This is a genomic window from Sphingobium sp. TomTYG65 (genome assembly GCF_055395525.1).
In genome coordinates this window covers 692,360-712,443 of record NZ_AP027330.1, presented here as the reverse complement: position 1 = coordinate 712,443, position 20,084 = coordinate 692,360, and the positions used below count along the sequence as shown (strand labels likewise).

Annotated in this window: 20 protein-coding genes; 12 read left to right on the top strand and 8 right to left on the bottom strand. The window is 60.5% G+C overall.

Features of this window, described 5'->3' with window-relative positions:
* Positions 1-45: 45 nt before the first annotated feature.
* Complete coding sequence (locus tag ACZ5Y5_RS03575; protein WP_464809829.1) at positions 46-675, top strand: TadE/TadG family type IV pilus assembly protein; 630 nt, start codon at positions 46-48, stop codon at positions 673-675.
* A gap of 72 nt (positions 676-747) precedes the next feature.
* Here ACZ5Y5_RS03575 and ACZ5Y5_RS03570 read toward each other — a convergent pair whose 3' ends face one another.
* From ACZ5Y5_RS03570 to eno, 4 genes are all read right to left on the bottom strand, one after another.
* Positions 748-2,133, bottom strand: a complete 1,386-nt coding sequence (locus ACZ5Y5_RS03570; protein WP_464809828.1) for a pyruvate dehydrogenase complex E1 component subunit beta — start codon at positions 2,131-2,133, stop codon at positions 748-750.
* Entirely contained in the window at positions 2,133-3,206 is a 1,074-nt protein-coding gene (gene pdhA / locus ACZ5Y5_RS03565; RefSeq protein WP_464809827.1) for a pyruvate dehydrogenase (acetyl-transferring) E1 component subunit alpha, read from the bottom strand. The genes ACZ5Y5_RS03570 and pdhA overlap by 1 nt, the downstream gene beginning before the upstream one ends.
* Before the next feature lie 110 nt (positions 3,207-3,316).
* Positions 3,317-3,628, bottom strand: a complete 312-nt coding sequence (locus ACZ5Y5_RS03560) for an FtsB family cell division protein (RefSeq protein ID WP_464809826.1) — start codon at positions 3,626-3,628, stop codon at positions 3,317-3,319.
* Positions 3,629-3,704: 76 nt separating this feature from the next.
* The gene (gene eno / locus ACZ5Y5_RS03555) at positions 3,705-4,979 is read right to left on the bottom strand and encodes a phosphopyruvate hydratase (protein WP_464809825.1); all 1,275 of its coding nucleotides are present in this window, start codon (positions 4,977-4,979) and stop codon (positions 3,705-3,707) included.
* 212 nt (positions 4,980-5,191) lie between these two features.
* Between eno and ACZ5Y5_RS03550 the strand changes: the two genes are divergently transcribed.
* The 5 genes from ACZ5Y5_RS03550 to ACZ5Y5_RS03530 all read left to right on the top strand — a co-directional run bounded on the left by ACZ5Y5_RS03550 (position 5,192) and on the right by ACZ5Y5_RS03530 (position 7,461).
* Entirely contained in the window at positions 5,192-5,806 is a 615-nt protein-coding gene (locus ACZ5Y5_RS03550; RefSeq protein ID WP_464809824.1) for a hypothetical protein, read from the top strand.
* 55 nt (positions 5,807-5,861) lie between these two features.
* Positions 5,862-6,236, top strand: a complete 375-nt coding sequence (locus ACZ5Y5_RS03545) for a phage holin family protein (RefSeq protein WP_464809823.1) — start codon at positions 5,862-5,864, stop codon at positions 6,234-6,236.
* A complete protein-coding gene (locus ACZ5Y5_RS03540; protein ID WP_464809822.1) occupies positions 6,233-6,556 on the top strand; it encodes a hypothetical protein in 324 nt (107 codons plus the stop codon). Before ACZ5Y5_RS03545 ends, ACZ5Y5_RS03540 begins: the two co-directional genes overlap by 4 nt.
* On the top strand, positions 6,549-7,136 hold the full coding sequence (locus ACZ5Y5_RS03535; protein ID WP_464809821.1) for a hypothetical protein: 588 nt from the start codon (positions 6,549-6,551) through the stop codon (positions 7,134-7,136). Before ACZ5Y5_RS03540 ends, ACZ5Y5_RS03535 begins: the two co-directional genes overlap by 8 nt.
* 103 nt (positions 7,137-7,239) lie before the next feature.
* Positions 7,240-7,461, top strand: coding sequence for a DUF4170 domain-containing protein (locus ACZ5Y5_RS03530; RefSeq protein ID WP_464809820.1), 222 nt, complete (start codon positions 7,240-7,242; stop codon positions 7,459-7,461).
* 3 nt (positions 7,462-7,464) lie between these two features.
* Here ACZ5Y5_RS03530 and ACZ5Y5_RS03525 read toward each other — a convergent pair whose 3' ends face one another.
* From ACZ5Y5_RS03525 to carA, 4 genes are all read right to left on the bottom strand, one after another.
* The gene (locus ACZ5Y5_RS03525) at positions 7,465-8,106 is read right to left on the bottom strand and encodes a rhomboid family intramembrane serine protease (RefSeq protein WP_464809819.1); all 642 of its coding nucleotides are present in this window, start codon (positions 8,104-8,106) and stop codon (positions 7,465-7,467) included.
* Between the two features lie 26 nt (positions 8,107-8,132).
* Positions 8,133-8,609, bottom strand: coding sequence for a transcription elongation factor GreA (gene greA / locus ACZ5Y5_RS03520; RefSeq protein WP_464809818.1), 477 nt, complete (start codon positions 8,607-8,609; stop codon positions 8,133-8,135).
* An 82-nt stretch (positions 8,610-8,691) separates the two neighbouring features.
* The gene (gene carB, locus ACZ5Y5_RS03515) at positions 8,692-12,027 is read right to left on the bottom strand and encodes a carbamoyl-phosphate synthase large subunit (RefSeq protein ID WP_464809817.1); all 3,336 of its coding nucleotides are present in this window, start codon (positions 12,025-12,027) and stop codon (positions 8,692-8,694) included.
* Between the two features lie 49 nt (positions 12,028-12,076).
* Positions 12,077-13,243, bottom strand: coding sequence for a glutamine-hydrolyzing carbamoyl-phosphate synthase small subunit (gene carA / locus ACZ5Y5_RS03510; RefSeq protein WP_464809816.1), 1,167 nt, complete (start codon positions 13,241-13,243; stop codon positions 12,077-12,079).
* Positions 13,244-13,397: 154 nt separating this feature from the next.
* Here carA and ACZ5Y5_RS03505 point away from each other — a divergent pair, with 154 nt between their 5' ends.
* The 6 genes from ACZ5Y5_RS03505 to ACZ5Y5_RS03480 all read left to right on the top strand — a co-directional run bounded on the left by ACZ5Y5_RS03505 (position 13,398) and on the right by ACZ5Y5_RS03480 (position 20,018).
* Positions 13,398-13,850: a GatB/YqeY domain-containing protein gene (locus tag ACZ5Y5_RS03505; protein WP_464809815.1), complete on the top strand. Its 453-nt coding sequence runs from the start codon at positions 13,398-13,400 to the stop codon at positions 13,848-13,850.
* A gap of 44 nt (positions 13,851-13,894) precedes the next feature.
* A complete protein-coding gene (locus tag ACZ5Y5_RS03500) occupies positions 13,895-14,296 on the top strand; it encodes an endonuclease domain-containing protein (RefSeq protein WP_464809814.1) in 402 nt (133 codons plus the stop codon).
* A 2-nt stretch (positions 14,297-14,298) separates the two neighbouring features.
* Positions 14,299-16,203: a DNA primase gene (gene dnaG / locus ACZ5Y5_RS03495; RefSeq protein WP_464809813.1), complete on the top strand. Its 1,905-nt coding sequence runs from the start codon at positions 14,299-14,301 to the stop codon at positions 16,201-16,203.
* A gap of 37 nt (positions 16,204-16,240) precedes the next feature.
* On the top strand, positions 16,241-18,286 hold the full coding sequence (gene rpoD / locus ACZ5Y5_RS03490) for an RNA polymerase sigma factor RpoD (protein WP_464809812.1): 2,046 nt from the start codon (positions 16,241-16,243) through the stop codon (positions 18,284-18,286).
* A gap of 140 nt (positions 18,287-18,426) precedes the next feature.
* Complete coding sequence (locus ACZ5Y5_RS03485; protein WP_464810460.1) at positions 18,427-19,107, top strand: DUF6975 family protein; 681 nt, start codon at positions 18,427-18,429, stop codon at positions 19,105-19,107.
* Positions 19,108-19,172: 65 nt separating this feature from the next.
* Positions 19,173-20,018 carry an AAA family ATPase gene (locus ACZ5Y5_RS03480; protein WP_464809811.1) on the top strand — a complete coding sequence of 282 codons (846 nt, stop codon included), beginning with the start codon at positions 19,173-19,175 and terminating at the stop codon, positions 20,016-20,018.
* The last annotated feature ends 66 nt before the right edge of the window (positions 20,019-20,084 follow it).

Here is a 20,084-nt window from a genome sequence, read left to right as displayed (position 1 = left end):
TGTGCGCAGCCTACCAGCAAAATTATACAATGCGCCATTCCGCTCATGCGCCAATTTTGGCGAAATCAGAGTGGCCTTGCGCTGATCGAATTCGCCTATTCGCTGCCCTTCCTCATTCTGCTTACCTTCGGGGGCGCGGAACTCGCAAACATTGCGATCACCCATGCGCGGATCAGCGCGGTCACCAGCATGGTTGCCGATGGCGTAGCCCGCGTGCGGGATCGTATCGACGAGAATGACATTAACGATGTTATAATCGGTGCCAAATATGCCGCAGAGCCGCTGGAGTTGACATCTCGAGGCCGGATCATCATTTCAACACTGGAAGATAATGCGGTGACCACATCACCCGCCGGCGATCAAAAGATCACCTGGCAACGTTGCAAAGGGATTAAAGATGTGCCGAGCACTCAGACTATTGGCAGCGAGGGACAAATACTGACCAGTGGGGTCGGAGCGGCTGGAAGTCAGATTTCAGCGACGCCCGGCAACCCGGTTGTCGTTGTAGACATTTTCTATGACTACAGGCCGATTATGACAGACCGTTGGTTCGGACCGATCACGATCCATTATTCATCAGCGTTCTCGGTTCGTGACCGCACAATTCAAACCCTACAAAACGCACAAAATCTATCGGGAACGGCGAAGGCAGCCTGTAACTACTTTTCGGCCTGATACGTCGCGCAGAAGACTTAGCGTTTGCGCCCCAGAAAAAAGGGGCAGCGTGCCCACGCTGCCCTCCTCCTGTCACCTATAACACACCTTCTTCACCGCAGCGACCACACGTGCCGTGTCGATCAGTGCCGCCTTCTCAAGGTTCGCCGCATACGGCAGCGGCACATCCTCGTTTGTCACGCGCAGCACCGGCGCGTCTAGATCGTCGAAGCCCTGCTCCATTACCACGGCGGCGATTTCAGATGCGATCGAGCAGACCGGCCAGCCTTCCTCGACGACTACCAAGCGGTTAGTCTTCTTTAGACTCTCCAACACGGTCGCAGTGTCCAGCGGGCGCAACGTACGCAGATCGATGACTTCAGCATCAATACCCTCGGCCGCCAATTGCTCCGCTGCTTCCAGCGCAACGCCAACGCCGATGGAGTAGCTGACCAAAGTCACATCCTTGCCAGGGCGCATGATGCGGGCCTTTCCGATGGGCAGGACATAATCGTCGACCTTCGGCACATCGAAGCTGCGACCATAGACCAGTTCGTTTTCAAGGAATACGACCGGGTCTTCTGAACGGATCGCAGCCTTGAGCAGTCCCTTCGCATCCGCTGCGTCATAGGGTGCGATGACGATGAGGCCCGGAACGGCCGCATACCAGGGGCCGTAATTCTGGCTGTGCTGAGCGGCAACGCGGCTCGCGGCGCCATTGGGACCGCGGAACACAATCGGACAGCGCATTTGGCCGCCCGACATATAGTTGGTCTTGGCCGCCGAGTTGATGATGTGATCGATCGCCTGCATGGCAAAGTTGAACGTCATGAACTCGATAACGGGACGAAGACCGCCCATGGCAGCACCCGCGCCGATACCGGCGAAGCCATATTCCGTAATCGGCGTATCGATAACGCGCCGGTCGCCGAATTCGTCGAGAAGACCTTGGGTAACCTTATAGGCACCTTGATATTCTGCGACTTCCTCACCCATGACGAAGACACGCTCGTCACGGCGCATTTCCTCGGCCATGGCGTCGCGAAGCGCTTCGCGCACGGTCGTTTTCACATATTCGGTACCTTCGGGAAGGTCAGGATCAGCGACAGTTGCCTTTACTTCCGACGCCAGCTTGGTCGTGCCGCTCTCCGCCTTCTTCGGCGTTTCTGGAGCAGCTTCGGGCTGAACCGGAGGTGCGCTTTCTTGGGCCTTCGGCGATGCCTTGGCAGTTTCGCCGCCTTCACCCGCCATCGTGGCGATGACAGTGCCGACCTTCACGCCTTCGGTGCCCTCCGGAATGACGATCGCGCCGATCTTGCCTTCATCGACCGCTTCAAATTCCATCGTCGCCTTGTCCGTCTCAATTTCGGCGAGGATGTCACCCGAACGCACTTCGTCGCCTTCCTTCACAAGCCATTTGGCCAGCGTGCCTTCCTCCATCGTGGGGGAGAGCGCCGGCATCTTGATTTCGATACCCATCAATATTGCTCCACCAGGACGTCGGTATAGAGTTCGGACATTTCCGGTTCCGGCGACGTTTCGGCGAAGTCAGCCGCATCGCTCACGATCTTGCGTATGTCCTGATCGACCTTCTTCAGATCATCTTCGCTCACCCCGGCGTCGATCAGATATTTCTTCACGCCCTCGATGGGATCGGACTTGTCGCGCATGGCCTGCACTTCCTCGCGCGAACGATATTTCGCCGGGTCCGACATGGAGTGGCCGCGATAGCGGTAGGTTTTCATTTCAAGTAGGATGGGGCCGTTGCCGCCCTGCACCCATTTGAGCGCTTCCTCGGTTGCACCGCGCACAGCGAGTACGTCCATGCCGTTGACCTGGATGCCAGGGATGCGGAAGCTCTCACCGCGGCGGTAGAGCTGATCCTCTGCCGAAGACCGGTTCACGCTGGTGCCCATCGCGTACTGATTGTTCTCGATCACAAAAATGATCGGCAGCTTCCACAGCTCGGCCATGTTGAAGCTTTCATAGACCTGGCCTTGGTTGGCTGCGCCATCACCGAAATAGGCAACGCAAACGCCGCCATCATTGTTGTATTTGTGGGCAAAACCGAGCCCCGCGCCGAGCGAGACCTGCGCGCCGACGATGCCGTGGCCGCCGAAGAATTTATGTTCGACGCTGAACATGTGCATCGAACCGCCCTTGCCCTTCGAAATGCCAGCTTCGCGGCCAGTCAGTTCGGCCATGATGACATTCGGATCGATACCGTAGGCAAGCATGTGGCCATGGTCGCGATAGCCGGTGATGACGCTGTCCTTGCCCGGCGTCAGCGCGGACTGAATGCCGACCGCAACAGCTTCCTGACCGATATAGAGGTGACAAAAGCCGCCGATCAGGCCCAAGCCGTAAAGTTGGCCCGCCTTTTCCTCAAAGCGGCGTATGAGGACCATCTGCCGGTAGAATTCCAGCAATTCTTCCTTCGTTGCCTTGTAGTCCGTCGGAGTTTCAGGGCGAGGCCGGTTGTGGTCCGCGCTGGCAAGGCTTTGCGCCTTTGCCTTTGCACGCGAAGGACGCGGCGTCGTTGGTTTCGCCAAGGCTCTTATCCTTTTGCCTGGGTATGGATGGAAGGAAGCCCGATATAGCGGCAGAGCGAGCCGAAATGCAACGCCGCAGCCCGCGGATTAGCGGCATTCGATGCCGCGGCTCAGTTGAGCGGCACGATCACTTCATCATGGTGGATCACGCCGAGCTGCCGGCGGATCAGCTCATCGCTGAGATCAGGGTCGACGCGACGCGGATTGAGCAGATCGACGCGATTGCGGAGTTCATTCCGCTGCCCTTGCACCGACTTCAGCTCAGCATGAGCGCGATGCAGCTGGCGCGTGTAATCGCCCCAAGCAAGGATGCCATTGGAGCCTAGCACCACATAACCGGCAAAAAAAAGAAGTAGAAGCACCGCGATCGCTGGCCCAAAAGCCGAAAACAACAACATGCGAAGCTTAGCGATGTGCGCCATGGAACAGTTGAATCACAGGCCGGACCCGGCCGCAAGCAAAATCTCATTAACTTGCGGCCGGGTGCTGAAATAGGGATTAGCGGAAGATAGACCGACCGGCGTAAACGGCGATATCGCCCAGTTCTTCTTCGATGCGGATCAACTGGTTATACTTTGCAAGCCGATCAGAACGCGCCAGCGAGCCCGTCTTGATCTGACCGCAATTGGTGGCGACCGCTAGGTCAGCGATGGTCGCGTCCTCGGTTTCACCCGAGCGGTGCGACATGACGGCAGTATAACGCGCGCGGTGAGCCATATCGACAGCAGCAAGCGTCTCCGTCAGCGAACCAATCTGGTTCACCTTCACCAGCAGGGAATTAGCCAGCCCCTTACCAATGCCCATCTCAAGCCGCTTCGGATTAGTGACGAAAAGGTCGTCGCCCACCAGTTGCACCTTGCCGCCGATCTTGTCCGTCAGAGCCTTCCAGCCTTCGAAATCATCTTCGCTCATGCCGTCTTCAATCGACTTGATCGGATAGTCGGCGCACAAGGCGGCCAGATAGTCCGCCATTTCGATAGGGCTCAAAGACAAGCCTTCTCCGGAAATCTCGTACTTGCCGTTCTTGAAGAATTCGGTGGCGGCGCAGTCCAGCGCCAGCATCACATCGTCGCCGGGCTTGTAGCCCGCTTTCTCGATCGACAGCATGATGAAGTCGAGGGCGTCCCGGGTGGAAGCGATGTTCGGAGCAAAGCCGCCTTCATCGCCTACCGATGTCGCCAGCCCCTTTTCGTGCAGGCCCTTCTTCAGCGTGTGGAAGATTTCGGCACCCACGCGTACAGCATCGGCAAGGCTTTCAGCGCCCACCGGCATGATCATGAATTCCTGGAAATCGATCGGATTATCGGCGTGCTCTCCGCCGTTGATGATATTCATCATCGGCACGGGCAGGACATGGGCAGAGACACCGCCAACATAGCGATACAACGGCAGGCCGCGTGCGTCAGCGGCCGCCTTCGCAGTGGCGAGGCTGACGCCGAGGATGGCGTTCGCTCCCAGCCGACTCTTATTTTCAGTGCCATCGAGCGCAATCATCGCAGCATCGATTTCGGCCTGATCTTCGGCATCGAGGCCGATCAGCTGCTCGGCGATCTCGTCATTCACGGCGGCAACAGCGGCGAGAACACCCTTGCCCAGATATTTGCTCTTGTCGCCATCGCGCTTTTCGACCGCCTCATAGGCGCCGGTAGAGGCGCCCGAGGGCACGGCGGCGCGGCCGAAGCTGCCATCTTCCAGCATGACATCGACTTCGACAGTGGGATTGCCGCGGCTGTCGAGGATCTGACGGGCGTGGATATCAAGAATGGCGGTCATGGTCGCTCCCTGGAATAGATGCAATGCGCCTCAAGTCGGGGTCCGCTTAGCCAGCGCCTTCCCGATTGGCAATGCGGGGGCTTGCATGGACTCGAAAAATGCCGATGCTCAAAATAGTAACGGCAACGGAACTGTGGCCCGCCGCGAGCATTGAGGACGGATATCCATTCGCCCGCATCGCGACCCCACAATATCTGAGGAGACATAGGACGATGGCCGACACCCCGGAAACCCCGCCCACCAAGCGCCCGAAGAAGGCGAGCCCTGCCAAGCCGGCCAAAGGCAAGCCAGTAGCTGCCACTGACGCAACTGCCACGCCAGCAGCACCGGTCAAGGCAGCCGCGACGCGGAGCGCCCCGGCAGCAAAGCCCGGCAACGGCGCGGCCTCACATGGCTGGGCGGCGCAGATCGCTCCTTTGAAGGCCCAAGCGGAAAAGGCGGCGAAGAGTGCGGCGGACAAGTTGAACACCGTGGATTGGAAGACGCATATCGATCCGCTGAAGGATCAGGCGACAAAGACTGCTCGCTCGGCCGCCGTGGTCGCGAAGGACAAGACTGGCACGGCCATGCAGAGCCTGGCGAAGCTGATCACGGACACGGCGGGTACTGTCGATGCCAAGCTGGGACCGCAATATGGCGACTATGCCCGACAGGCCGCCGAAGCAGTAGCGGGTGCCGCCGACACCCTGGACAGCAAGGACGTCGATCAGTTGATGAGCGAAGCCCGCGATTTCGTGCGCAAGAGCCCCGCCGTTGCCATTGGAGCGGCCGCAGTAGTGGGTTTCGTCCTGATGCGACTGGCAAAGGGATCAGACGACAAAGCCTGATCGCTTCGCTTTCTGAAAATCGACAACAAGCCCCTCAGATGGGGCGGAGGGGTTTTTGACCGAAGAGCCAAGCCTGATAACGGCACAACCGGAGGCTGAGCATCAGCAGGACAGCGTCCGTGCGGCGTTTAGCAAACTGTACGCGGACGGCCGGGCCTATGCCGATGCGGAGATCGAACGGCAAAAGCTGCGCGCTGGGCTGGCGGGAGCGGGCATCCGGGATGCTGCGATCTTCGCAACGGCCGGGTTCATATTGGCCTTTGCGGGTCTGATAGCCTTCCTTGTCGGGATGGTGCTTATGCTCACGCCCCATCTTGGGGCTGGCTGGTCGGCCTTGATCATATTCGGTGTCTCGCTTCTGATAGCGGCGATATCGCTCATGCTGGCCAAGGCGCGGATTTCGCGAATGCGGAAGGACATCAAGTCATGAACGCGACCGAGCGATATCGGCAGGCCGAAGCTCAAGCTGAACAGAAAAAGGCTCAATTTCTTTCCAGCGCCTCGACCGCAAAAGAGCGCATCGCCCCCGCTAGGCTAAAGGAAGACTTAAAGCAAAAGGCCGCCGATAGTTTGTCGAACGGCCGCGTTTATGTAACGGAAAAGGTGCAGGAGCGGCCCGTCGCAGCCGGTGCCGCGGCTGCTGCACTGGTCCTCTATCTGTTCCGCCGTCCGCTTTCGGCACTTTTCAGACGGACATACGTTCAGATTACCAATCGTCACCCGAAGAGAGCGGAGACCGACAATGGCTGATATTCATGCTCAGATCACTCGCGTGCGCGATGCGGCGAATGACATAGCCGAAACGGCGTCCGGCAAGTTCCGGGATACGACCGGCAAAGCGCGCGACAACGCCGTGGACCTGATACAGACCGGTCGCGATCGTGCAGGCGATGCCTATAGCGATGTGCGGGATCGCACACAGCGGGTCGCAGCGCGAGCGAACGAGATCGTGCAGGAACATCCAATTGCTGCGGTAGCCGGGGCGGTTGCCGCAGGCGCGGTCATAGCGTGGCTCTTCCCCAAAAGTCGTACGGCAATGAAGGCTCTGCCGGGGTTGGCTGCGACGGCGGGCAGCCGCGTGGTTGAAGCAGCTCTTGCGGCACGGGCTGCTGCTGCAGAAGGCGCGGAAACCATCAGGTCGAGCGCTACCGACGCGCTCCATCATGCGCAGGAGAGCGCCAGCAAGACAGCGGCTTCGGCTCGTGAAGCGGCAGCTTCGACAGATATCACCGGCACTGCATCACGGGTCGCCGACGATCTTGTCTCCCTCGTCGCCAGCAAGATTGATTCCGTCAGCGAAGCGTTGAAGGCGCGATTGCCCAAACGGTAATCGCTCCGGCACGAAAAGCAGCCAGCCTTCGAGGCGCGGAGCCTTGGATGGGAGTGTGCACACTGCTAGAGTGGACACTCCTTCCATGGGAGAAGTATGAATTATGAGCAAACTCCATTTGGTCATGGGGGGACGCGTCAAAAATCCCCAGACGCTGGAATTCGAGGATTTGAGCTCTATCGAACTTGTCGGGGTTTATCCCGACTATGCGTCGGCGGAAAACGCCTGGCGCGGCGCTGCACAGCGCACTGTAGATGACGCTGAAATGCGCTATGTCATCGTTCATCTGCACCGTCTGCTAGAGCCGGAACTGCCGCAGGCATAAGATTCAGACGAGAGGCTGAGGTCCCTTGCGAAAGCGCCAGCGCAGCAAGGGCCGGGTCAGCACAAGGCCGATAAGAAAGCCGCCGATGTGCGCGGCAATGGCAATCTGACCAAGATCGCCAAGGCCACCGCGCGCGGATGCAAGCCCGATCATCAACTGGATGATGATCCACCCCGCCGCCAGCCAGAGCACGCGTAGAAAATTGGCCGAAAAGGGGCCGATCCGCCGTACCGTTCGCTGCCCATAAAGCAGTGCGTAGGTCGCCAGAATAGCCGAAATCGCGCCACTGGCTCCCACCATCGGGTTAGGCGATGAGGGTCCTGCCGCCCATTGCAGCAGCGCCGCGCCATAGGCGCCCGCTACATACAAGGTGAGTACGGCCCCCTTCTGCAACACCTGCTCGACCTGCCGCCCGCAAAATACGAGCATCAGCAGGTTAAAGCCGATATGCAGCCAGCCAGCATGAATAAGGGTGCAGCTAAGCGGCGTCAGCCAGATCGGGACCGCCAGAACTCCCGCAAAAAGCTGGGGGTCATCGATCCTGGCAGGAATGAAGCCGCCCAGGATAGCAGCATTGTCCACCTGCCCAGTAAAAGAGAGCAGCATAAATGCGGCGAACGTGATCACCGCGATTATGTTGGTCATTCGGCCGGTCGGCAGCTTCACCGCGATTAGATGAAGTCGATTTTGTCGATCAGGTAGAATTTGTCGCCCGAGGGCACAGAGACTTCAACCTCTTCACCGACCTGGCGGCTGATCAGCGCACGGCCAAGCGGGCTGTTATAGCTGATCATGCCCAGCTTTGCGTCCGCCTCGGCCTGGCCGACGATTTGATATTTGACCGGCTTTTCGTCCTCATCAAGCAGCGTGACAGTCGCACCAAAAACGACCTTGTCTCCTGACAAGGTCTTCGGATCGATGATCTGGGCCCGTGACAGCTTGTCCTCAAGGTCGGCGATTGTCGCTTCAACCTGACCCTGCCGCTCCTTCGCCGCATGATATTCGGCATTTTCTGAAAGATCGCCATGGGCACGCGCTTCTTCGATGGCGTCCACGATCAAAGGCCGTTCAGCCTTTAACTCGCGTAGCTGCTCGTTGAGCTTGTCATAGCCCATCTGCAGCATCGGCATCTTTTCGACGGTCGCCATTTATCGCAGGTCCTTTGTCAAAACTTCCCTTTGGCGGCCCCGCTCATGAGGCCGCCCGCAGCATGGTTCCTGATGCAGGGGGTCAGGCTTGCGGCCTTGGATAATAAGACTGCAACGACCGTACTTCAAGGGCGTGGCCACGCAGTGCCTCTATCGCGTCCGCCGCCGCCACGCTGGCGGCCGCCGTGGTGAAGCTCGCCACCTTGGCACGGAGGGCGCTGGTACGGATCGCCTTGCTGTCCTTCAGCGATTGCCAGCCCTCGGTCGTGTTCACGATCAGGTCCACCGCCCCATCGGTGATCCGGTCAACGATGTGGGGGCGCCCCTGCGCGACCTTGTTCACCGTTTCTACGCTGATGCCGTTATCCTCCAGGTAGCGCGCGGTGCCTCCGGTCGCGACGATGGAAAAGCCCATCGCATGCAGCTTCCGCACAGCAGGCAGAATCACCGGCTTGTCGCTGTCCTTGACCGAGATAAACACGGCGCCGCTGGTCGGAAGCACGGTTCCGGCACCGAGCTGAGCCTTGGCGAAAGCGGTCGCGAAATTGCTGTCGATGCCCATCACTTCGCCGGTGCTCTTCATTTCCGGCGAAAGAACCGGATCAACGCCGGGGAAGCGTGCGAACGGGAATACGGCTTCCTTGACCGCGACATGATCAATCGCGTTTCGGTCGATCTTCGGCAGGTCCTTGAGCTTCTCGCCCGCCATGACGCGGCTGGCGATCTTGGCGATGGGCGTGCCGATCGCCTTGGCCACGAAGGGCACAGTGCGGCTGGCGCGCGGGTTGACCTCGATCAGGTACACTACCCCGTCCTTGACCGCGAACTGGATGTTCATGAGGCCGCGGACAGAGAGCGCGCGGGCGAGAACGTCCGCCTGACGCTCGATATCCGCAATGACCTCATCGGAAAGGCTGTAAGGTGGCAGAGAGCAGGCGCTGTCGCCCGAGTGAACGCCAGCCTCTTCGATATGCTGAAGCACGCCCGCGACCACGACGTCATCGCCGTCGCAAAGTGCATCGACATCGACTTCAACGGCGTCACGCAGATATTGGTCGATCAGGACCGGCGAATCGCCCGACACTTGAACAGCGGTGGCGATATACTCTTCCAACTGCGCCTGCCCGTCGACGATCTCCATGGCGCGGCCGCCCAGGACGTAGGAGGGGCGCATCAACACCGGATAGCCGATGCGGTTGGCGACGGCGATCGCCTCCTCACGGCTTCGCGCGATGCCATTGGCGGGCTGCCGCAGCTTGAGCTTGTCGATAAGAGCGGCGAAACGCTCACGGTCCTCTGCCAGGTCGATGGCATCGGGCGAGGTACCCAGGATCGGGATACCCGCATTCTCCAGCGCTTGCGCCAATTTGAGCGGGGTCTGGCCGCCGAACTGGACGATCACCCCGGCCAAAGTGCCATTCGACATTTCGACACTTAGAATTTCCAGGACGTCTTCCGCCGTCAGCGGTTCGAAATAGAGACGGTCGGACGTATCATAGTCGGTCGAAACGGTTTCCGGGTTGCAGTTGACCATGATCGTCTCAAAGCCTGCGTCCGCCAGCGCGAAACAGGCATGGACGCAGCAATAGTCGAACTCGATGCCCTGCCCGATACGATTGGGCCCCCCGCCGAGGATCACAACCTTCTTACGGTCGCTTGGAGCAGCCTCATTTTCGGCCTCGCCGAAGATCGGTGCTTCGTAGGTCGAATACATATAGGGCGTCTTCGCCTCGAACTCGGCGGCGCAAGTGTCGATGCGCTTGAAGACCGGACGGATGCCCAGCTTATGGCGGAGCGCGCGCACCTCATCTTCGGTAACGCCGCCGGTCATGGCCTTTACCGCTTCATGGATCAGGCCCGATCCGCGCGCGATGCCGCGTTCCATGCCGCGCAGATTGGCGGACTTGAGCGCGAGATAAGCGAGGCGCTTGTCAGCAAAGCCCATCGCCTTCAAACGACGCATGCCCTCCGCATCCTGCGGCAAGCCATGATCCAGCACTTCAGCTTCGGCGTCGACGATTTCCTTGATGCGCTCAAGGAACCACGGATCATATTTCGCAACCGAATGGATTTCCGCGACAGTCAGCCCTTCGCGAAGAGCCTGGGCCGCGACCAGCAGGCGATCCGGTGTCGGCTGAGCGAGGGCGGCGATGATGTCGTCCTTAGGTGCGCCGACCAGATGCTCCACTTCGTTGAAGCCGCACAGCCCGGTTTCCAGACCCCGCAGCGCCTTCTGCATCGATTCATGGATGTTGCGGCCGATCGCCATCACCTCGCCCACCGACTTCATCGCGGTGCCGAGCAGCGGTTCGGAGCCCTTGAACTTTTCAAAGGCGAAACGCGGGATCTTGGTCACTACATAGTCGATAGTGGGTTCGAAGCTGGCGGGTGTCGCGCCGGTGATGTCGTTTTCGATCTCGTCCAGCGTGTAGCCGACGGCCAGCTTGGCGGCGACCTTGGCGATCGGGAAGCCGGTCGCCTTCGAGGCCAGTGCCGACGAACGCGAGACGCGCGGGTTCATTTCGATGACGACGAGGCGGCCGTCCTTCGGATTGACCGCGAACTGGACGTTGGAGCCGCCGGTTTCGACGCCGATCTCACGCAGCACCGCGATGCTCGCGTTGCGCATGATCTGATATTCCTTGTCGGTCAGCGTCAGCGCGGGAGCGACAGTGATGGAGTCTCCGGTATGGACGCCCATCGGATCGACATTTTCGATCGAACAGATGATGATGGCGTTGTCATTGCGATCCCGCACGACTTCCATCTCATATTCCTTCCAGCCGAGGAGCGATTCCTCGATCAGGACTTCGGTCGTGGGCGACGCGTCGAGCCCTTCGGCGACGATCCGCTTGAACTCTTCCCTATTATAGGCGACGCCGCCGCCGGTGCCGCCGAGCGTGAAGCTGGGGCGGATGATCGAAGGGAGACCAGTGAACTCCAGCGCGTCCAGCGCCTCTTCCATCGTATGGGCAATGCACGAACGGGCGGATTCCAGGCCGATCTTGTCCATCGCATCGCGGAACTTGAGGCGATCTTCTGCCTTGTCGATGGCCTGGGCGTCAGCGCCGATCATCTTGACGCCGAACTTGTCGAGCGTGCCGTCATTGAAGAGCGCCAGCGCGGTGTTGAGCGCAGTCTGACCGCCCATGGTGGGCAGGACCGCGTCAGGGCGTTCCTTTTCGATGATCTTCGCCACGATTTCGGGCGTGATCGGTTCGACATAGGTCGCGTCCGCAAACTCCGGGTCCGTCATGATGGTGGCCGGGTTGGAGTTCACCAGGATGATGCGATAGCCTTCTTCCTTCAGCGCCTTCACCGCTTGAGTGCCCGAATAGTCGAACTCGCAAGCCTGGCCGATGATGATCGGGCCGGCGCCGATGATCAGGATGGACGAGATGTCGGTGCGCTTGGGCATTATGCTCTCTTTTTAATGAAGGAATTGGCGAGAAAAACGAAATTTGCGGTCACTTGGAGAGACCTTCGACGAAGCGCTGGAAGAGGTAGAAGCTGTCCTGCGGACCGGGCGATGCCTCCGGGTGGTACTGAACAGAAAATGCTTTCTTATCAGTTATTTCTATGCCGCAGTTGCTACCATCAAAGAGCGAAACATGGGTCGGTTTGACGTTCGGGGGCAGCGTATCGCTGTCGACCGCGAAGCCGTGATTCATCGAGGTGATCTCGACCAGACCGTCCGAGAGGCGCTTCACCGGGTGATTGGCGCCGCGATGGCCCTGGTGCATCTTCACGGTCTTTGCCCCTGCGGCCAACGCCAGCATCTGGTGGCCAAGGCAAATACCGAAGACGGGCAGGTCGGCTTCGAGAACCTTCTGGATGACAGGAACGGCATATTCGCCGGTCGCGGCGGGGTCGCCGGGACCGTTGGAGAGGAAGACGCCGTCGGGCTTCTGTTCCATTACCTGTTCATAGCTGGCGGTGGCGGGCAACACGGTGACGCGGGCTCCAGCCTTTACCAGGTTGCGGAAGATGTTGTTCTTCGCACCATAGTCGATGGCGACGACATGGGGGCGTTCATCGCCCGCTTCGCCAAGGCCATAGCCATCGCCGAGCTTCCACACACCGTCCTTCCAGAGGCGGCTTTCCTTGCCCGTCACTTCGATCGCGAGGTCCATGCCTTCAAGGCCGGGCCAGCTCGCAGCCTTGTCAGCCAGCGCGGCGAGGTCGAAATTCCCTTCCGGATCATGGGCGATGACGACATTGGGCGCGCCCTTGAGACGGATCATGCGCGTCAGCGCGCGGGTGTCGACGCCGGAGAGGCCGATGCGGCCATTTTCCTTCATCCACTGATCGAAGGGTTCGACATTGCGGAAGTTGCTGGGCTCGGTCACGTCCTGACGGACGACGCAGCCAAGGGCGAAGGGATTATCCGCTTCGACGTCATCCAGGTTCGTGCCGACATTACCGATATGCGGGAAGGTGAAGGTGACGATCTGCCCGGCATAGCTGGGGTCGGTCATCACTTCCTGATAGCCGGTCATGGCGGTGTTGAAGCAAAGTTCGCCGACCGCGTCGCCGACAGCCCCGAAACCGCGGCCGAAGACCGCGCTGCCATCAGCAAATACCAGTACCCCTGTCGCTCCTTTGGGCACGGTGAGGGTCTTGGCATCAGCCATGGTAGTAGCGTCCTTCATGTTTTTGCGGGAACCCGTCTGCAGCGGGTTAAACGGCCGGTCACCTATGCTTGTGAAGCCCCGCGGTCAACCGCTGTTAAAAATCTCTTTTCGCATTATATCTGGTCTTTTCCCGTAGCACAGGATTCGTGTCGCCATGATTCGCGAGAAGGTAAAGAGCGCCCAGGTCGAAGCGATGAAGGCCGGAGAAAAGGAACGCCTGGCCGCCGTCCGGCTAATTCTCGCCAAGCTGAAGGACCGGGACATCGAATTGCGCACAGCGTCCAGCGTACCGGACGACGACACTGTCGTGGTCGAGGTGCTGCAGAAGATGGTCAAGCAGCGGCGCGAATCGATCGACATGTTCAAGAGCGGCGGGCGGGACGAGCTGGCTGCAAAGGAACAGGCGGAACTGACGGTGATCGAAAGCTTCCTGCCGCAACAGCTGAGCGAGGATGAGACCAAGTCTGCGATCGAGGCGATCAAGGCCGAGGTCGGGGCCAGCAGCGTCAAGGATATGGGGAAGGTCATGGCCGTGCTGAAAGAACGGCATGGGGCTGTGATTGATATGAGCAAGGCTAGCGGGCTGGTTAAGGCGGCGCTTAGCTGACATGATGAAGCCCCTCCCTTCCAAGGGAGGGGTTGGGGTGGGTGATGGCGCTACGCATCAATGCAGGGCTAGGCCGATACGCGCGCGACGTGCGGCGCGAACCTACCGATTATGAACGACGCCTTTGGGGGGCGCTTCGAGCTTCGCAATTAGGCGGGCTCAAATTTCGCAGGCAAGCCGTCATCGAGCCTTACATCTGTGACTTCCTTTGCCCCTCCGTCGGCTTGATCGTCGAAGTGGATGACGACCTGCATGATCTGGAGCGCGATAGAGATCGCGACTTCGACCTCGCCCATCAAGGTTATGTAGTGCTCCGCTTTTCCAATAGGGATGTTCGGGATAATCTTGAGGGCGTGCTGAGCTTCATTGTTGAGCGTGCAAGCGCGTTGCCGGAGAGGCAGAAGATCACCCACGCCAACCCCTCCCTTGGAAGGGAGGGGCTCTAATAGTGAGCCTGTCCCCCGCCTTTCTCGATGAACTGCGCATGCGCACTTCGCTGTCCACCCTGATCGGGCGGACGGTGAAGGTGCAGAAGGCGGGGCGGGAGTATAAGGCCTGCTGTCCCTTTCATAATGAGAAGACGCCCAGCTTCACGATCAATGACGAGAAGGGTTTCTATCACTGCTTCGGGTGCGGAGCGCATGGGGACGCCATCCGGTGGATGACGGACCAGCGCGGCCTGCCCTTCATGGAGGCGGTGAAGGAGCTTGCGGCCACGGCCGGGATGGATGTGCCTGCGCCCGATCCGCGCATGGCGAAGCGAGCTGAAAAGGCCAAGGGTCTGCATGACGTCATGGCAGCTGCGCAGGCCTTGTTCGAGGAGCAGCTTGGCGGGATGGAGGGTGTGGAGGCGCGCGATTATCTCAAACGGCGCGGGATCAGCGAGGCTACGCGGCGAGCCTTTGGCTTCGGGTTTTCGGCAGATTCAAAGGGGAAGCTGAAGGGCGCGCTGAGCGAATTTGGCGAGCCGATGCTGATTGAGGCGGGATTGCTGATCGACCCGCAGGCCGGCGAAGCGGATGGCGGAAACAGTCGAAAGCGTGACAGTTATGACCGCTTCCGAGGCCGCCTGATGCTGCCGATCCGCGACATTCGCGGACGCGTCATCGCTTTTGGCGGGCGCATTCTTGGGCAGGGAGAGCCCAAATATCTGAACTCGCCCGACACGCCGCTCTTCGACAAGGGGCGGACGCTCTACAATATCGATCGCGCCTCCCCCGCCAGCCGCCAGAGCGGGCGGGCAATCGTGGTCGAGGGCTATATGGACGTCATCGCGCTAGCCCAAGCCGGGTTTGGCGAGGCGGTCGCGCCGCTGGGCACCGCGCTCACCGAACATCAGATCGAGCGGCTGTGGAAGATGGTGGACGTACCGATCCTCTGCTTCGACGGAGACGCAGCGGGCCAGAAAGCGGCGATCCGGGCGGCCACGCGGGCGCTGCCGCTATTGCGGCCGGGCATGAGTTTGGCCTTTGCCACCCTGCCTGCGGGCCAAGACCCGGACGATCTGATCCGGGCCGAGGGACCGGCGGCGATAGAACAGGTGCTGAGCGCAGCGGAGCCATTGGTCGAACGGCTTTGGACGCATGAGCAGAATGCAGCCCCGCTCGATACGCCCGAGCAACGCGCGGCATTAAAGCAGCGGCTGGGCGCTATCACCGATGCCATCGGGCATCCTGATGTGCGGGCGCATTATGTGCAGATATTCCGGCAGCGTTACGACGCCCTGTTCTTTGCCCGGCCTGCACAAGGCGGCGGCGGCCGTTATCAGCGCGGCGGCGGAGCTCGACAAGGGTGGCAGAAGGACCGGCGGGGCAACTGGAAGCCTCCCCTGCCCCCGGTAGGGAGCGAAGCGCGGGCGATCGGCGTCAGCGGCATGGAACAGCGGTTGTTGCGCGCGGTGCTGGCGAGCCTGCTGCGCCATCCGGAGCAGATCGTGCTGCATCGCGAGATGCTTTCAGCGCTCCATATCGGCGATTCGGCCTTGGCCGCATTGCTGCGCGCGATGGTGGCGGCGTCCTTCGCGCAAGAAACAGTTGAAACCGAGGGCCTCCTTACCATATTGGGCCAAGGTGAAGTGTATAATATGGCAAAGGGGATGCTCCGGGCCGACACGTTCACATTCACCCCCAACAGGATGAAGACCGACTCGGATCGCGTGCAGCGCGATTTGGAGGAGGCTATCCGGGTGATGGCGCAAGGACCGGAGTTGGAGACGGCGCTGGCGGAAGCCACCAGAAGAGCGAAGGAAGACCTCAACGAGGAAACCTTTGCCGAGCAGCAGCGGGTTCATCGCATGAAGATGGACCATGACCGGCGCTTGGCGGAACTGGCGCAGTCCGAAGATATTATTTGATTCGTCCCGGTTGGGACGATGGAATTAAGGCGAATAGATGGCGAGCAAGGCGACAGGCAAGGGTGCGGGCGAGGATGTGGATACCGGCGATGCGCCGCTCCTTGATCTGAACGAGGCGTCGGTCAAGAAGCTGATCGCGCGCGCGAAGAAGCGCGGCTACATCACCTATGACGAGCTGAACGATGCCCTGCCGCAGGACCAGATGTCCTCCGAGCAGATCGAAGACATCATGGCCGCGCTCAACGAAATGGGCGTGAACATCGTCGAGAATGAGGAAGCCAGCGAGGACGGCGAGGATCAGCGCGACGACAGCGATGACGACAGCAGCGACGAGAGCGCCGAGGACGACGGATCGCCGCGTCCCGTAGCCGAGAAGAAGAAGGAAACGGTCGATCGCACCGACGACCCCGTGCGCATGTATCTGCGCGAAATGGGGGCGGTCGAGCTGCTGAGCCGTGAGGGCGAAATCGCCATCGCCAAGCGCATCGAGGCCGGGCGCGACACGATGATCCTGGGGCTGTGCGAAAGCCCGACGACCTTCAACGCAATCATCGAATGGTCGACCGCGCTTAACAATGGCGAGATGCAGCTGCGCGAGATCCTCGATCTCGATGCGATGCTGTCCAAGGACCCTGCTCCGGAGAATCTGGAAGAGGGCGCCGAGGATGATGATGGCGAAATCAGCGAAAAGACCGCTGGCCCCAGCTTCAAGGAAGAGGAAGAGCCCGAGGAAGAGGCCGCCGATTCCGACGAGGATGAGGACGGCCTGACCGAGCGCCGCGCTCGCCGGGTGGAAGAGGAAGAGGAGGAAGACAACACCCTCTCCCTCGCCCAGATGGAAGAGACATTGAAGCCGATGGCGCTGGAGAAATTCGCGACCATCACGGAGATTTTCCGCACCTTCTCGCGCGCGCAGGAATCGCGCATGGCCGCCATGGCCAATGGCGAAACGCTGAGCCAGAAGGCGGAGGACGACTATCAGGAACTGCGCGAGCAGCTGACTGCCGAAGTCGAAAGCGTGCAGTTCCACCAGCAGAAGATCGAATATCTGGTCGATCAGCTCTATGCCTATAACCGGCGCCTGACCGCGCTGGGCGGGCAGATGCTGCGCCTGGCGGAGCGGCACAAGGTGAGCCGGAAGGACTTCCTCGACCGCTATGTGAACCATGAGCTGGACGACGGCTGGATGGACAAGGTCGCTGGCATCGACAAGAAATGGGCTGCCTTTGCCGCTGCCGAAGGGCGCGCGGTGGAGCGTATCCGTACCGAGGTGAGCGAGATCGCGCAGGCGACCGGCATGTCGCTGAACGAGTTCCGCCGCATCGTGAACATGGTGCAGAAGGGCGAGCGCGAGGCGCGTATCGCGAAGAAGGAAATGGTGGAGGCGAACCTGCGCCTCGTCATCTCCATCGCTAAAAAATATACGAACCGCGGCCTGCAATTCCTTGATCTTATTCAGGAAGGCAATATCGGCCTGATGAAGGCGGTCGATAAGTTCGAATATCGCCGCGGCTACAAGTTCAGCACTTACGCGACCTGGTGGATCCGTCAGGCGATCACCCGGTCGATCGCGGATCAGGCGCGCACCATTCGTATTCCGGTCCACATGATCGAGACGATCAACAAACTGGTGCGCACGTCTCGCCAGTTCCTGCACGAGCAGGGCCGCGAACCGACTCCGGAGGAAATGGCCGAGCGCCTTTCCATGCCGCTGGAGAAGGTGCGCAAGGTGATGAAGATCGCCAAGGAGCCGATCTCCCTTGAAACGCCGATCGGCGATGAGGAGGATTCGCACCTGGGCGATTTCATCGAGGACAAGAATGCGATTATCCCCGTGGATGCGGCGATCCAGGCGAACCTCAAGGAAACCGTGACGCGGGTCCTGGCTTCGCTGACGCCGCGTGAGGAACGCGTGCTGCGCATGCGTTTCGGCATCGGCATGAACACCGACCATACGCTGGAGGAAGTGGGCCAGCAGTTCAGCGTGACCCGAGAACGTATCCGCCAGATCGAGGCTAAGGCGCTGCGCAAGCTGAAGCACCCCAGCCGCAGCCGCAAGATGCGCAGCTTCCTCGATCAATAGAGGCTGAGGCACGGCGAAATGACAGGAAGGGCGGCTCGCGGGCCGCCCTTTTTTTAACCGCATAAACCCCTCTTTTACCTCGCTTCCCTATGGTGCCGGAAACGGCCGCAATGGCGCTGGCGGCCGCGCAGGGGTTGACGATGAACGAAGCAGCAGCACGCCTGGTGACGGGCGACATATCTCAGGTGGTCGAGGCGCTCGTAGCAGCCGACGGGACAGCGGGTCATGCCCATGCGAGCAGCGCGCGGGCCGGGATCGGCCGCGACGCGGTGCTGACGCTGCCCGACCTTGCCGACGCAGCCCACTATCTTTGCCTGCTGCATGGCCGCCATCCGGGCGTAATCGATCATGCCGCAACGCGATCGGCGGACAATGCTGCGCGGGCATGGTTGGTGCAGGCGGCGGACGCCTTTGCCCGCGAGCGCGCCTATCTGACGCAGGTGACGGTGGCAGTGGGACCAGTGCCGAGCACGGCCGGACAGAGCGACTGCGAGGCGATCGTCAGCCAGCAGCGTCATGCGTTGGACATGCTGGCGCAATCGGACCGGCGGGGCTGCGCAATGGGCGCGGCGATCGCTCTGTTGCTCGACTGGCAGGCGGTGCGGCACATTCTGGATATGGCGGCGATCCGAGTGGGGCTGGAACCCCATGCGAGCGATCTGCCAGACCGGGCCGCGACCTTTAGCGTCGCGCGGGCGATCGGTGGCGACGACGCCACTGACCGTGCGATCCAGTTCGGAGCACGCCAATTGCTGAGCCAGCAGCGCGGCCTGTGGGACCTGTTGCAAGCGCGGGCCGAGATACGGCGGCAGAAACGATAAACGCATTGCGGCGCTGATCCGCTTTCCCTAGTTCCGAAGAGAGGACAGGAAAGCGAAACGGGCTCATGCGGTTTGAAGGTACGGAAGATTATGTCGCAACCGACGACCTGAAGGTCGCGGTGAACGCTGCGGTGCTGCTGCGCCGCCCGCTGCTGGTGAAGGGCGAGCCGGGCACGGGCAAGACGGTGCTGGCGCAGGAGATCGCCAAGGCGCTGAACGCCCCGCTGATCGAATGGAACGTCAAATCGACGACCAAGGCGCATCAGGGCCTGTATGAATATGACGCGGTGGCGCGCCTGCGTGACGGGCAACTGGGCGATCCGCGCGTTCATGACATCGGCAACTATATCCGCAAGGGCAAGCTGTGGGAGGCGTTCACCTCCCCTACCCTGCCGGTGCTGCTGATCGACGAGATCGACAAGGCGGATATCGAGTTTCCTAACGACCTGCTGCAGGAACTCGATCGCATGGCCTTCCATGTCTATGAGACGGGCGAGACGGTCGCGGCGAAGGAACGGCCAGTGGTCGTCATCACGTCGAACAATGAGAAGGAACTGCCCGACGCCTTCCTGCGGCGCTGCTTCTTCCACTATATCAAATTCCCCGACCGGGAGACGATGCAGGCCATCATCGATGTGCATTTCCCCGGCATCCAGAAGATATTGGTGAACCGGGCGCTAGAGATTTTCTACGAGATCCGGGACGTACCGGGGCTCAAGAAAAAGCCCTCCACCAGCGAATTGCTCGACTGGTTGAAGCTGCTGCTTAACGAAGACATGCCGCTGGACGTGCTGCAGGAGCGCGATCCGACGAAGGCGATCCCGCCGCTGCATGGCGCGCTGCTGAAGAATGAGCAGGATATTATGATGTTCGAACGGCTCGCCTTCATGGCGCGGCGGCAAGGGCGGTAAGGTCGAAGCGCCGTTGCCGCGCCTTAGCCTTAATCTTTTCCCCGCTCCCGTTGGTTTCGAACGGGG